13 protein-coding genes and 2 pseudogenes are annotated in these 14,529 nt (G+C 43.0%); 7 read left to right on the top strand and 8 right to left on the bottom strand.

What is annotated here, in order from left to right:
• The first annotated feature begins 574 nt into the window (after positions 1-574).
• From FBB35_RS15710 to FBB35_RS15690, 5 genes are all read left to right on the top strand, one after another.
• A complete protein-coding gene (locus FBB35_RS15710; protein WP_174710429.1) occupies positions 575-1,597 on the top strand; it encodes a tetratricopeptide repeat protein in 1,023 nt (340 codons plus the stop codon).
• Between the two features lie 344 nt (positions 1,598-1,941).
• Entirely contained in the window at positions 1,942-2,160 is a 219-nt protein-coding gene (locus tag FBB35_RS15705; protein ID WP_012407370.1) for a hypothetical protein, read from the top strand.
• A gap of 221 nt (positions 2,161-2,381) precedes the next feature.
• A complete protein-coding gene (locus FBB35_RS15700) occupies positions 2,382-3,548 on the top strand; it encodes a pyridoxal phosphate-dependent aminotransferase (protein WP_174710428.1) in 1,167 nt (388 codons plus the stop codon).
• 56 nt (positions 3,549-3,604) lie between these two features.
• Positions 3,605-4,042: a secondary thiamine-phosphate synthase enzyme YjbQ gene (locus tag FBB35_RS15695; protein WP_174710427.1), complete on the top strand. Its 438-nt coding sequence runs from the start codon at positions 3,605-3,607 to the stop codon at positions 4,040-4,042.
• A 183-nt stretch (positions 4,043-4,225) separates the two neighbouring features.
• On the top strand, positions 4,226-5,302 hold the full coding sequence (locus tag FBB35_RS15690; protein ID WP_174710426.1) for an aromatic ring-hydroxylating dioxygenase subunit alpha: 1,077 nt from the start codon (positions 4,226-4,228) through the stop codon (positions 5,300-5,302).
• A 1-nt stretch (position 5,303) separates the two neighbouring features.
• Here the strand turns inward: FBB35_RS15690 and FBB35_RS15685 are convergent.
• The 5 genes and pseudogenes from FBB35_RS15685 to FBB35_RS15665 all read right to left on the bottom strand — a co-directional run.
• Positions 5,304-5,852 (bottom strand): annotated as a pseudogene (locus tag FBB35_RS15685) (RNA-guided endonuclease TnpB family protein); the annotation flags it as partial.
• A gap of 173 nt (positions 5,853-6,025) precedes the next feature.
• The gene (locus FBB35_RS15680) at positions 6,026-7,432 is read right to left on the bottom strand and encodes an ATP-binding protein (protein WP_174710425.1); all 1,407 of its coding nucleotides are present in this window, start codon (positions 7,430-7,432) and stop codon (positions 6,026-6,028) included.
• 31 nt (positions 7,433-7,463) lie between these two features.
• Entirely contained in the window at positions 7,464-9,128 is a 1,665-nt protein-coding gene (locus FBB35_RS15675) for an FAD-dependent oxidoreductase (protein WP_174710424.1), read from the bottom strand.
• A gap of 64 nt (positions 9,129-9,192) precedes the next feature.
• Positions 9,193-9,402, bottom strand: coding sequence for a hypothetical protein (locus FBB35_RS15670; protein WP_174710423.1), 210 nt, complete (start codon positions 9,400-9,402; stop codon positions 9,193-9,195).
• Positions 9,403-10,050: 648 nt separating this feature from the next.
• Positions 10,051-10,470 carry a response regulator gene (locus FBB35_RS15665; protein ID WP_174710422.1) on the bottom strand — a complete coding sequence of 140 codons (420 nt, stop codon included), beginning with the start codon at positions 10,468-10,470 and terminating at the stop codon, positions 10,051-10,053.
• Between the two features lie 559 nt (positions 10,471-11,029).
• Here FBB35_RS15665 and FBB35_RS15660 point away from each other — a divergent pair.
• Together FBB35_RS15660 and FBB35_RS15655 are read left to right on the top strand one after the other, a co-directional pair.
• A complete protein-coding gene (locus FBB35_RS15660) occupies positions 11,030-11,548 on the top strand; it encodes a phycocyanin subunit beta (protein ID WP_174710421.1) in 519 nt (172 codons plus the stop codon).
• A 144-nt stretch (positions 11,549-11,692) separates the two neighbouring features.
• Positions 11,693-12,178, top strand: a complete 486-nt coding sequence (locus tag FBB35_RS15655; RefSeq protein WP_114080581.1) for a phycocyanin subunit alpha — start codon at positions 11,693-11,695, stop codon at positions 12,176-12,178.
• Positions 12,179-12,236: 58 nt separating this feature from the next.
• Here the strand turns inward: FBB35_RS15655 and FBB35_RS15650 are convergent.
• The 3 genes and pseudogenes from FBB35_RS15650 to FBB35_RS15640 form a co-directional block, all read right to left on the bottom strand.
• Positions 12,237-13,466 (bottom strand): annotated as a pseudogene (locus FBB35_RS15650) (pyruvate:ferredoxin (flavodoxin) oxidoreductase); the annotation flags it as partial.
• A gap of 328 nt (positions 13,467-13,794) precedes the next feature.
• Positions 13,795-13,983: a hypothetical protein gene (locus FBB35_RS15645; protein ID WP_174710420.1), complete on the bottom strand. Its 189-nt coding sequence runs from the start codon at positions 13,981-13,983 to the stop codon at positions 13,795-13,797.
• Positions 13,984-14,135: 152 nt separating this feature from the next.
• Positions 14,136-14,513 (bottom strand): response regulator, encoded by a 378-nt coding sequence (locus FBB35_RS15640; protein ID WP_174710419.1) that lies wholly within the window; start codon positions 14,511-14,513, stop codon positions 14,136-14,138.
• Positions 14,514-14,529: the final 16 nt, after the last annotated feature.

Here is a 14,529-nt window from a genome sequence, read left to right as displayed (position 1 = left end):
TCTCCTCAAGATGCCCTAATATTGCCAGAAATCGCTGTTTATGGGCAGTATCACTTCAATCGGGATGTATCTCAGCAAGAGACAGTAACTCCGAGCGTTACGCCAGCCTGGGTTTCAGCCTTAACGACCAAAATTTTCCGTTTGATAAGACTAAGCCAAGCTTTTAGCCGTTGCATGGCACTTCGTTGCAGCCTCGCTACCTTTACCCCAAGATCGTTCTAGTCGCCTCATCTTGTTGAGGACAGTATTCCTCCAGTAAGACTGCCTCTACTCTAGAATTGCCTGCTAACATCTGACAACAAAATTGCTGAATTCTGTCAAAATTCGGCAATCTCAGCCTTTCAATTACTTGGAATATAGGTATTTACTAGGGACGCACAGATATACGCCCTTATTGGAGTATTTGTATTGATTGCTTCATAAATATTCCTATAAATATGGAACGATATCATACTTCTCTATTTACGTCTTATATCTAAAGATAGAAGATTAAGGTTAAAATTTGGGAAACTTAAGAGGGGTTCACTCCCAAGAGATTTCCTGCCTACTTATCGCAGAAAGCAACTGAGGTCAGATGAAGCAACCTTTAAATCAAGTCAAAGAGTGGGAACAACGTCGTGATGAAGCAAACCGCTACTACCAGCGCGGTAAATTTCAAGAATCTCTCGATCTTGCAACCAAAAATTTACACTTGGCTAGAGCAATTCGAGATCGAGCCAGAGAAGGTCACACATTGAACGATCTCGGTTTAGCTCACCTCAGTTGCTGGCAACCTCAAAGAGCATTAGAGCGCTTTAATCAGGCGCTTTCGGTTGCTATTGAAATTGGCAACCCGCCAGCAGAAGCAACTGCACTTAGCAATTTGGGTTCTACCTACAGCCGTCTTGGACGCTTTTCGCAAGCCTTAGAATATTTTGACAAAGCACTGCCAATCTTTAGGCGATCGCAAGATACTCAAAGTGAAGTTTCTACTCTTAATGATGTAGCGCTAATTTATACCCGCTTAGGAGAACCGAAACGGGCACTGTTGCTACAACACCAAATTTTGAGGATGCGGCGATTGTTAGGTGACTTTTCTGGTGAGGCAACAACGCTCAATGGCATTGGGTTTGCTTACAATGTCTTAGGCAAGTTTGAGCAAGCACTAGAATTTTTTGAAGCAGCACTTCCAATTCAACGAGCCGTCAAGAATGTGGTTGGTGAAGCAACCACTTTGAATAATATTGCCTCAATCTATAGTGATTTAGGAAAACCGAAACAAGCGCTATTACTGTACTCTCAAGTTCTTTTGACACGTCGAGCAATCAGCGATCAGGCAGGCGTTGCAACAACCCTTCACAACATTGGTTTTACCTACAGCACCCTGGCACAGCATCGCCAAGCAATGAAGTTCTACAAGCAAGCCATTGTGATTTATCAACAACTGGGCGATAGTCTCGGAGAAATTTCAACTTTGCTTAATATGGGAACCCTTTACGCCACAACGAAACGTAAAAAAATGGCGCGATCGTGCTACCAAAACGCTCAAGATTTAGCAGAGCAAATCGAATACCAGCCACTCTTGGAAAAAGTACAGCAGTTTATAGATTCTCTGTAGCTTGATAGTCAGAGGACAGGGGGCAGAGGGCAGGGGGACAAGGGGACAAGGGGACAAGGGGGAATTATTAAACAAGTCTCTCCGTCTCTCACCTCTTCCTTGTCTCTTCTTCATGCCCCTTCCCCTCTGCTCCCTGCTCCCTGCCCCCTGCTCCCCTGCCCCCTCATTCCTGCTTATTAATGCCACAAGCTCAAATTCCCGAATTCTTAAAGAATTCGGGAATTTTTTGTTCGAGTTGAAGCTCAAAAAGTTCGCAACTTCGTTACCGCCGACCATATACTAATCAACAGGTTACGATCAATTAAGAAGTAATAATTTTTTATGGCACCGCCAGGAGTCTTTTTATGTTCATTAATGAATTGTCACCTATATTCAGAGAATTTATCCAGCATCCAGCCTCATTTGTCGGTGGGTTATTCTCTGGTGTGCTTCGGCTCAATCTAGCAGACGATCCTGTTAAAAGCTGGCTGGATCAACAGAGCCGCTCAAATAGCTATACCAGCAGCACAACAGAAGCACATAATGGCAAAGCAAGTGGGCCTCAACAGATTTCAATTGATTAAATTTTTGATTAATTGCAAATCCGGTTAATTATTATTGGTAATAGGGAATTGGGAACAGGGAATAGTGATAGAAACTTTAGTTATGGGTCAAAATCCCATTTGAAAAAAGATGTTTGTCGAGACGCGCAGCGCTCTTAAATCGGTGTCCTTGCTACAATTCCACGCTTGAAACCCGTAGGTTTCCCCAATTCCCAATTCCCAATTCCCAATTCCCAGTAAATATGGAATCCCTAACCTCTCGTATGCAGGGTGTACAGTCGCCGATTATTCCTGTGGTTGGGGAACTGATTAAAAACTCTCCAGGAACAATCTCTCTAGGACAGGGTGTTGTTCATTACAACCCACCACCGGAAACTATCGAATTTTTACCTAAATTTCTCGCCGATTCCGCTAACAATTTATACAAATCAGTTGAGGGAATTCCCCCATTGCTGACAGCACTTGCTGGAAAATTGCAAGCCTTCAATGGTATTGAAATCAATGGGGAAAACTGCATCGTCGTGACAGCAGGAAGCAATATGGGATTTATGAATGCCATTCTTGCAGTCACTAACCCAGGCGATGAAATTATTTTGAATACGCCTTACTATTTCAACCATGAAATGGCGATCGCAATTGCTGGTTGTCATCCGGTGTTAGTGGCGACAGATGAAAATTACCAACTACGCCCAGAAGCGATCGCTCAAGCAATTACTCCCAAAACACGGGCTGTGGTAACAATTTCGCCCAATAATCCCACTGGAGTCGTCTATTCAGAAGCAGCATTGCGCCAAGTAAATCACATTTGTGACACTAATGGCATTTACCACATCAGCGATGAAGCTTATGAATACTTTACCTATAACGGTGTAAAACACGTTTCTCCTAGTGCATTTGGGAGTAGCAAGTATACTATTTCTCTATTTAGCCTTTCCAAAGCATACGGTTTTGCTAGTTGGCGCATTGGCTATATGGTGATTCCCAAACACTTATTTGTCGCTATCAAAAAAGTCCAGGATACAATTTTGATTTGTCCACCAGTCATTTCTCAATATGCAGCTTTAGGGGCATTGCAAGCCAAAGAGGAGTATTTGCAGATTAATATAGGTGCAATTTCTCAAGTGCGGCAATTAGTACTCGACTCCCTTAACCGCTTACAAGGTTTATGTAGCATCACGCCTGCTAATGGCGCTTTCTATTTTTTCCTCAAAGTTGATACTCAAATGGATGCTTTTGAGTTAGTTAAAAGACTAATCCAGGAATATAAAGTAGCAGTCATTCCAGGTACAACTTTTGGTATGGATGACGGTTGCTACCTGCGCGTTGCTTACGGTGCGCTGCAAAAAGAAACAGCCAAAGAAGGTATAGAAAGATTAGTACAAGGTTTGGAAACTATAGTTAGAAATTAGAGGTCATTCATTCTGCCTTCTGCCTGCTCTGCAATCCTAAATATAAAGTTGAACAGATGCCGATTATTAATAAGCTAATTGAAATTGAGACTAAGCCAAAAATTAATATTTATAATATCACACCACAAATTGAAGATTTTCTTGCTTCAAAATCAATTAAAAATGGACAAGTTTTAGTATTTTCTCGACATACAACAACAGCTTTAGCTATCAACGAGAATGAAGTCAGACTGTTAGAAGATATAAAAGTATTCTTACAAAAACTAGCGCCAGACTCGGACAGTTACTTGCATAATGACTTGCATTTAAGAGATGTTCCAGAAGATGAGCCGATTAATGCTCACTCTCACTTAATGGCAATGATGCTGACCACTAGTGAGATAATTCCCATTGTGGATGGTAAATTAGCTTTGGGAACCTGGCAATCTGTGTTGTTTTTTGAGTTGGATGGGCCGCGCAAAAGAACGGTATTTGTCCAAATTTCTGGCGAATAATGCAACTTCACATCTACAATCCTCTCAGAACAACCCAAATCTGAGAGAATTACGAACACGACTAACAAGTGCATCAGTTGAATTTACTTACAGCAATTAAAAATCTCAAAGAATGTTTCTAAGCATAACCTTCCTTTCCACAAACCAGAACTTTCGTTGTGTCAAAGGCAGAGGCAATTAGTGATGAAAAATAACGATAACTTTGTATTACGTAATACTTGGTACTATGCTCTGCCTAGTAATCAGATAAAGCCAGGTATGATGATCAGCCGCATTTTCTTGGGTGAACCTGTGCTGTTAGTCCGAGACCAAAATGGTAAAGTCTCGGCTATGAGAGATATTTGTCCTCATCGTGCCGTGCCTTTGAGTTGTGGTAGATTCGATGGGCAGGAAGTGGAATGCTGCTATCACGGTTGGCGCTTTAACTCAGGTGGACGCTGCACTGCAATTCCATCTCTTGTTGAGGAGCAACAGATGGATTTAAGCCGCTTTGACGTACAATCCTACGAAGTTCGGGAAGCCCAAGGGAATATTTGGATATATATGGCTGATCCCGATAAATCTCAGCCTGCTGCTTCTGAGATGGAAATTCCGGTGATTCCAGGGTTTGAGGAGCGATCCCTACGGGGGGCTGCGCCAACGCCCCAATTTGTAGAGGTGATGAGATTTCCCTGTTTTGTGGATCATGCAGTAGTAGGTCTGATGGATCCTGCTCATTCCCCCTATGTTCATCGTGCTTGGTGGTGGCGAAGTGGGCAACTGCATGAGGAAGTCAAGCAATTTGATGCTTCACCCTACGGCTTTACTATGCGACGACACCGATTACCAGCGAATGGAGGTCGATTATACTTGCTGATTGGTGGTGGTGTGCCGGAAACGGAGATTTCTTTTCGTTTACCTAGCGTCAGAATAGAAGAAACCACAATTGGCAAGCATAGAGTTGTTAATTTAACGGCAGTTACCCCTATTTCAGACACAGAAACTGAGGTAACTTTTGTTCTTTACTCGACACTTCCCTGGGTGGGATTTTTCAAGCCACTGCTGCATGTATTGGCACAAACCTTCCTAGGTCAAGACCGAACAGTTGTGGAAAAGCAACAGATTGGCCTTAAATATAATCCTGTACTACGACTAATTAAGGATTCAGATATGCAGGCGCAGTGGTATTACCAGTTAAAGCGGGAGTATGCTCGGTCTGTCGCTGAAGGACGAGAATTTGTGAACCCTGTTAAGGATCAAGTACTTCGCTGGCGTGCGTGAACTACCCCAACTTACCGAGTACGGTTGAAGTTGGGGCTTCTGTAATCATGGGGGAGTGCCTAAACTTAGACTTTTGCCCAAGAATAGGACTTACCTCCCCTCCTACAGCAGAAACGGCTGAACCTTCCGCCTTTATCATTTCGACTGTGCTCAATGCAAGCATTCTGATAACCTCTGCTCTAATATTCGCTGCTGCGTTCCCATCCCTGTCATGATGAGTATTGCAATGAGGACAAGTCCATTCCCGGACATCCAATGACAACTCACTGAGTTGATAGAAACAATTAGAGCAGAGTTTTGAACTGGGGAACCATCTATCAATCTCAACTAACCTCGCACCTTTCCGTTCTAGCTTGTAGGCAAGAAAATTAGTGAATGTTCCCCAACACACATCAGATATTGACTTTGCCAATTTATGATTGCGTACCATGCCTTTGACATGAAGATTCTCTATTATGACAGCTTGGCTATCGCTGACCAACTTATAACTAAGTTTATGTAGAAAATCCTGCCGCGAATTAGTAACTCGCTCGTACACCTTGGCAACAATCATGGATAGCCGAATTAGTTAAATTACTCCAAACTAAATTCTGCAAATTCTGGGCACCTTAGCAGATAATGATACCCTGACAATTTTGAATTAATTTCTAGTACAGGCTCCCACTGATTCTTAGAATCAGTGGTGGTTTCAAGCCCCCACTGATTGTCTTTAATTTTTAATTTTTAATTCCCCAAAGGGGCTGACTTGGGCAAGCAAATAGTAAAACAAGTTCTACCTGGACGTGACTCAAATGAGAGCGTACCGTGATGACGATTTTCTACAATCCGGCGAGTGGTTTCCAAACCAAGTCCTGAACCACGCCCCACTGATTTGGTGGTGAAGAAAGGTTCAAAAATGCGGGTTTTGATTTCAGGTGGAATTCCACTACCAGAATCGATGATGTCAATATGGGCAAAGCGATCGCAATGGTATGTTGTAATTTCCAGCAGTCCCTTACCATCCATTGCATCTATGGCGTTATCAATCAAGTTCGTCCACACCTGATTTAGTTCACTCCCATAAGCAAGAATTTTAGGAAGGTGTTGATCGTAATTGCGTTGTACTTGGATGCCGCACTTGAGTTTATGAACAAACAGTCGCAATGTATCTTCTAAACCTTGATGTACATTGACTTCTTGCTGAACGCCTTGATCGAGGTAAGAGTATGACTTCATCGCTTGCACAAGTTCGGAAATCCTCTCGGCTCCTCGTAAACCATGTTTAATCATTGACATGACTTCAAATGAGAGCGATAGCCAGTGCAATCCCATTTCTCGCAATTCAGTCTCGTCGTTGCGCCAACGTTCCATCATCTTATCTAGGGTTTCGACCTCAACACCACCTTCTGCTAAAGGTTCGGCTAATTTCCATGCCTGCTTCACACCATAATCTTCTAACCATTCCAGCAAGACGTTTTCGCGATCGCTTAGTGTTACGGGATCTAGACGATTATTTAAAATCGCATCATAGCCCTGATCCCGGATTCTCAACCAGTCTTGAGTATGGGCTTCTTCAACATTGCGTTGCCCATAAACTAAGTTCATTCGTTGTAGTTCCAGGATGGCGGCTGGCATTTCCCCTAAAGTCCGAACGAGGGCTGAGGCTGGGTTGTTGAGTTCATGAGCTAGACCGGCGGAAAGTGTCCCTAGAGCGGCCATCTTTTCGCGTCCCCGAATAAAGGACTCTAGTCCCCGTAGACGACGTTCCATAATGCGGAAAACCATCCGCTCAAAATTACGACATTCATGGAGCAGTTTACGGAAATCTTCTCCTTTGAGTTGATAGAGGTGGCAATTTGTCAATGCCCGCATTGTGACAGGTGCAGGTTCATCTGTGAGTACTGGAATTTCACCAAAAAAAGATGGGGCTTCGTGTTGCCCGATGGGAATTTCAACTCCTTCACTGCGGCGGGTGATCTTGATTTTCCCTTTGACTAAGATAAATAAGCGACATGCAGGGTCTCCCTCATGGGACAACACTTCTCCAGCAGAAAGTTCAACTGTTTGAGCGCGATCGCAAACCCACTCCAATTGCTCTTGAGAAAGCTGTTGAAACGGGTCTAAGTTGATCAATTCTTCAATACACAACATGAATCAACCTCCTTAGTTTTTCCTGTTCCAGCTAAACATTGCTCAAGTAGCGGTGAACGAATTGAATAGCGATCGAACCTTCACCCACACCGGATGCTACCCGCTTAATTGACCCAGATCGCACATCTCCGGCTGCAAAGATGCCAGGAACGCTGGATTCTAACAAGAAAGGTGAGCGTTCCAAAGGCCAACCTGGAGGAGATTTGCCATTTTGCGTTAAGTCGGGGCCTGTGATGATAAATCCCTGAGTATCGCGTCGAATCACACCATCGAGCCAATCAGTTTTGGGGATAGCACCGATGAAAATAAAAAGCGATCGCGCTGGCATGGTTTCAGTTTGTCCAGTCTTGGCATGGGCGATCGCAATTTCTTCTAGATGTTCATCTCCCTTCACTTCCACAACGCTGCAACCTGTGCAAACTTGGATATTTGCAGTCGCCGCAATTTGGTCAATCAAGTATTGGGACATACTCAATGAAAGCGACTCGCCCCGCACCAGCATAATCACTTTGCTGGCATACTTAGAAAAATGCATTGCTGCTTGTCCGGCAGAATTTGCCCCACCTATGAGGTAAACCTCTTCATTGCTACAGGCGATCGCCTCAGTCATTGCAGCACCGTAATAAATTCCGGCTCCTGTCAACTTCTCGGCTCCTGGGACATTTAGCCAACGGTAGGAAACGCCGGTTGCAACTAAAAGTGCATGGCAACTAATCTCGCTACCATCCGCCAATTGCAGAACCCGATAAGGATCTTGCAGCTTAACTCCAGTTACTACTTGAGGAGTGAGAATTTCTACCCCAAATCGCCGCGCCTGAGTGACTCCCCGCCTGGCCAAATCGCTGCCGCTCAAGCCAACAGGAAACCCCAGATAGTTTTCAATGCGCGAACTCGTGCCTGCTTGACCACCCGGAGCTTCACGCTCAATTAACACCGTACTCAATCCTTCAGAAGCGCCATAGACTGCGGCTGCCAGTCCAGCAGGACCACCACCAACGATCGCCAAGTCATAAAATGGTCGCTCTGCCTGAGTTTGCAGTCCAATTTTAGCGGCAATCTCTAAATTAGATGGTTGGATTAATCTGGAACCATCGGGAAACAGCACCAAGGGCAATTGCTGTCTACCATCAGCTTCTGCGTATTCCAGTAATTTGGCTGCATCCGGCTCCAGTTCAATATCCAACCACTTGTAGGGAATCTGGTTACGCGCCAGGAAGTCTTTTACCTGATGGGAAAAAGGCGACCAGCGATTACCAATGACTCGAATCCCTTCAAAGGGTGGACGGAATCCCGCTAGCCAGTCATCTAGTAAATCATCCAAAACCGGATATAATCGCTCTTCTGGTGGATTCCAGGGCTTAAGTAAGTAGTAATCAAGTCTGGCACTATTAATTGATTTAATCGCTGCATCTGTATCTGCATACGCCGTCAGCAAAGCACGTTTTGCATTAGGAAAGATGCCTTTTGCCTGTTCAAGGAACTCCACACCTCCCATTTGGGGCATTCTTTGATCCACCAAGAATAAAGCAACTGCTTCATTTCGTAATTTGAGTTGCTGTACTACCTCCAGAGCGGTAATACCAGAATCTGCCCGGACAATGCGGAAGCGATCGCCATACTGATGCCGCAAGTCTCGTGACACCGCTTGCAACACTTCTGGATCGTCATCGACGGTTAAAATTGCAGGTTTCGCCATAACTACTGTTACTTAACAATTACAGTACCTAGCTGTTATCTTCAAAAATTTGTCGTTAAAATATCTACTGTTTAACCAGTTGCTTTAAACGAAAGTATGCCTCTTCTGGTGTCAGCGCTTCTGATTGACTTTCATTAGGTATATAAAATACCCAGGTATCAGGAAAGTAATGCACTACAAAGCTGGGAATCAGACTCAAACTTACTGCTTGCTTTCCAAGTTTCTCCGCTTGTTCCTCTAAACTCAGTTGGTCATGAAATGGGTGTTCAGCCATACTTTTCATCTCCCTACACTTTATTTGACCCTGAAAGAACGTTCAATACCCAGATTGCACGAATCACTTTTAAGGTAATTTACTATATTTCAGACTGAGTTTGAGAATATTTAGGTTTAGTACCACAATATTTTCAAATATGGTTTTGTAGAGAATCATAAAGCTATTTTGGTCATTTAGGGTAACGCGCGGTTTCACAGCCCATACAGCATGGGGAATATTACTGGTCTATCGCATTAATTTTGAGGGATAACAGAATGAACCGTATACTCCTGCAAAGAAGCAAGCTACACGCAGCGTCTCGCAGAGAAGGAAGAAGAGAAATACAATAATTTATTTACTCGTCAAAATTAATGACATGATCCACTATTGGTCTGTCCCATTAATTACGAGGGATAAAAGAACGAACCGCATTCGCGTAGCGTCTCGTTAGAGAAGGGCGCATAGACACGAAGTGGCTTCCCGAAGGGTGAGCGCAAAGTAGAAGAGGTAAAGAAGAGAAATTTAAAAGTGATTCACCTATCAAAACTTTTGGGACAGACCACTATGCAGTTTAAGGGTTTTGGCACTAACTAAACCGTATACGTAAAACAACCGGGAGCTTGGTAGCTCGTCAGCTTTAGCCAGGGGTGGAAAAGCGACACTTCTTTAATTTATTAGTGAAGTAAAATCCCAACCGAGCAGTGTAGCAATCTGAGCAGGCAGGGTAACTGGATCAAAAGGTTTAAGGATTATACCTGCAACTTGATACTGTCGCAGAATTTGCGAATTCAGCCATCGTACTTTAGCACTAAGCAAGACTACAGGAATAGCTTGAGTTTCTGGATTATGTCTAATTTTATTTATAAGTTCAAAACTGGCAGTATCACGGATTGAGATATCTAATACAATCGCATCGGGACTATCGCGTATTGCACTCTGTAATCCTTCTAATGGAGAATCTGCTGTCACCACATTCCAACCAGCTAAATCTTGGAGGCAAAGTTTTACTATCTCACGCACATTCAATTCATCATCAACTAGCAATATCGTTTTGCTAATTGTATTTACCTCCTTTACGATATTCATTTCATTTAATTAGACTTTCCTATCATTCAAAATATTTTTATCTGTAACTAAGAAAGATAAATCCAAAACATAAAAAACTAATGAAGATATAGAATTTGTTACAAAACCTCGAAATTAATTGTCCCAACCCAGAATTTCTATAATTTCTTTGTAAATAGAGTTGAGTTTAAAAAGTTTGGTAATCACCCCGACAATTCCGATCTGATGGTAAACGGGTGCGATCGCCAGAGTCAGCCAGAAAATGATGACTAATGTAACATTTTTGAAATAATTCGAGTGTAAAGAATAGTATCAATGAAACAAAAATTGCAGCTAAGGGTAAGAGATAAACTGCTGAGTTCTCTGTCCGAAACGCAGTTTCCAGGCTGGATTTGTCTCCTTTTCCTGCACCGTCGCAGATATTAATGCAATTACCTTAAACTCTCATTGATGCGAAAGGTATCAATGATTTTTCATAAAAATGTTTCTCACTGCATTGTACAAACAGATTACAAAGACTGAACCTCTCAGTTTTGAGATATAACTTTACTCAATTAAACAAATTTAGGAGACTGGATTAATGTTAGATGCCTTTACCAAGGTTGTTTCCCAGGCCGATACTCGTGGTCAGTTAGTCAGTAACGAGCAAATTGATGCTTTGTTGACTGTGGTTAAAGATGGTGCGAAGCGCACCGATATTGTGAACCGGATTACAAGTAACTCTTCAGCGATCGTCACCAATGCAGCTCGTGCATTGTTTGCAGAGCAGCCCCAGTTGATTGCTCCTGGTGGAAATGCTTACACCAACCGTCGGGTTTCTGCCTGTATGCGCGATATGGACATCATTTTGCGCTATGTCACCTATGCGATGTTCCTGGGAGATTCCAGCGTTCTGGACGATCGCTGTTTGAATGGTCTGCGTGAAACTTATTTGGCTTTGGGTGTTCCTGGGCCTTCCACGGGAATCAGCATCATCAAGATGAAAGAAGCTGCCATTGCGATCGCAAACGATCGCAACAATATCCAACCAGGTGACTGTAGCTCTTTAATGGCTGAATTATCCAGCTACTTTGATCGGGCGGCAGCAGCAGTAAGCTAAAAGTCTGTAGACTCACACGCATTTTTTCAGACAAAATTCTCAAGTGCTTGTCACCTTTTCAAAGAGACGTTCCAGCTAACGCTCTTTGGCACTAAAGCTTTGTCCAGATAAAACTTTTTGAAACATTAGGAAAATATCATTTAAATGAAAACACAATTGACTGAAGCGGTTGGATCTGCTGATTCTCAAGGTCGTTACTTAGGCAACGTCGAACTTCAAATTGCATTTGGTCGCCTGCGCTTGGCTACCGCAGACCTGGAAGCAGCAAAGCAGCTGGGTTTGAAAGCTCAACAGTTGGCTGAAGGTGCTGCGAATGCAGTCTACCAAAAGTTCCCCTATACCACCACCATGCAAGGCAACAACTATGCTTCTGATGGTCGCGGCAAAGCTAAGTGCTTACGTGATATCGGCTATTATGTGCGGATAATTCAATACTGCCTGATTGCAGGCGGTACGGGCCCTGCTGATGATTATATGTTGGCAGGTCTGGCTGAAATGCACAGTAGCTTTGAATTGGTTCCCAGTTGGTATGCTGAAGCGCTCAAGTATATCAAGGCTAATCATGGTTTAACAGGCGATCCTGGACTTGAGATCAACTCCTACATAGACTACATCATCAACGCGCTTTAGTAGTCTGTTAAGGAAACTTTGTGATGCGTTTGCATTGCGTTACTCTCTTTTTTCGTTGAGTAGCAGCAAGATTTTCAAAGATAGCTTTAATCATGGCTGGCGTGAATTCTTTGGAAGATAAACCGTAGCGACCACCAATAATTTTAGGCAAAGGTGCAGAGGAGCGCAGAGGTAAGGGAGAATCTAACTCTAATTTTACCTCTGATCCTCTGCTTTTCTGCTCTTCTACTCCCCATGACTCACGGATAGCAGCGACTACATCCAAATACAATGGTTCACCAGATGCGCCTGGTTCTTTGATGCAATCTAAAACTGCGATGCTACGGGTAGTTTCTGGCAAAGCAGCAACAAAGCATTTGGCATCATAAGGGCGATATAGTTTAACTTTCAAAACGCCCACTTTCTGATCAAGGGTGTTAAGGTAATTTACTATTTCATGTACCGCTTCGCAACCGGAACCCATCAGCACAATAACTCGTTCTGCTTCTGGGTCGCCGTGGTATTCAAATAGTTGGTACTGTCGCCCAGTCATCGCAGCAAATTCATCCATGACTTTCTGGGTAATGTCTGGACAAGCTAAATAGTAAGGATTAACAGTTTTCCTGGCTTGGAAGTAAACATCAGGGTTTTGTGTTCTACCGCGCAAAACAGTTTTATTGGAGGTGAGGGTGCGTGACCGATGGGTGAATATTAATTCATTGGGAGTGAATTCTCGCAGGTCATCATCTGTTAAAGTCTCTACTTGGTTAATTTCATGGGAAGTACGAAAGCCATCAAAAAAATGCAGAAAGGGTATTCGTGATTCTAAAGTTGCCCGTGTTGCGATTAGAGCAAAGTCTTGTGCTTCTTGCACTGATGCGGCACACAACATGGCAAAACCAGTATCACGTGCTGCCATAACATCGCTGTGGTCGCCGAAAATAGATAGAGCTTGGGCGGCTAGCGATCGCGCGGCAATATGAAAAACTGTAGGTGTGAATTCTCTGGCAATTTTGTACATATTGGGGAGCATCAACAATAACGCCTGCGATGCTGTAAATGTGGTTGTCAGTGAACCAGTTTGCAAAGCATCATGGACATTACCAGCAACACCTGCTGCACTCTGCATTTGTACCACCGAGGGAACAGTACCCCAAATATTGCGTTTACCTTCATTAGCCCAAGCATCCACCCACTCAGCCATTGGTGAAGAAGAAGTAATCGAGTAAGCAATGACTTCATTCAGTCGATAGACGACTTGAGCAACAGCCTCATTGCCGTCTATTGTTGCAAAACTTCTCTTGTTCATCTTCTTACACCTGTGAGATTCTCTAAGCGCTAGTCACAATTAAATTGAGACTTTCAAAAAGTAATCGCTAAATCTAAAGATTTGGTGAGGATTCTAGTTTTTTTACAAAAAAAATAATTAGGGAGAGCGCATTCGTTAATCTATTCGTGAAGTTAAGATGCAAACCCAGCAATGTAGCAACCTGATAAAAGAAGCTAACTAGATCAAAGGGTTTGAAGTTAAAAATGTGATATTGAAGCGATACCTTTATGGGTTTTAACAGTTCTTACTGCCAGATATAGTTTTTGAGAAATATCATTCATTTTCAAAATGCATATTTGCTTCTGATTTAAATAATTGTCTGCAATTTGTCGCCACTGTTGGGCAGGAATGCCAGTACATCAACCTGCAATGCCAATGCATGGACTTGCAATGCTAATGCATGGACTTGTAATGTTAATGCATGGACTTGCAATGTTAATGCATGGACTTGCAATGCTAATGCATCGACCTGCAATGTTAATGTGTCGACTTGCAAAGATTAGTTCACCCTATGTTATACAGCAACTCTCAAAGATTTGTATGTAGACGGCGACACGGTAGTATTTTTAAGAGGGTTGGAGAGATCAAAAGCTGACGGATAATATTTAGAAAAATAAATTACAAAAATAAAAAATTAAAACTTCAAAATTAATCGTCCCATCCAAGAATCTCAGTAACTTCTTCGCAAATAGAGGTGGGTTCAAAAGGTTTAGTAATCACCCCAGCAATTCCAATCTGAGCGAAACGGGCGCGATCGCTTGCTTGGACTTTCGCAGTTAAGAAAATTACTGGTATTGCTTGAGTTGCGGAATTTGCCTGAAGTTTTTCGTATACTGCAAAGCCGTCCATGTCAGGCATAGACACATCAAGTAGAATCGCATCAATGGGTTCTGTTTGGGCAATTTTTAATCCTTCTTCCCCTGATGCAGCTGTCAGGGTGTCCCATCCTCCCAAGTCTTCTAAACAAGCTTGTACTAATTCGCGGATTCGTTCTTCATCATCCACAATTAACAATTTTTTTGTCATTGGTCATTTGTCATTG

It is taken from the genome of Nostoc sp. TCL240-02, from assembly GCF_013343235.1.
Classification (GTDB): domain Bacteria; phylum Cyanobacteriota; class Cyanobacteriia; order Cyanobacteriales; family Nostocaceae; genus Nostoc.
The sequence above is the reverse complement of the archived record's forward strand: the minus strand, read 5'-3'. Positions and strand labels throughout refer to the sequence as shown.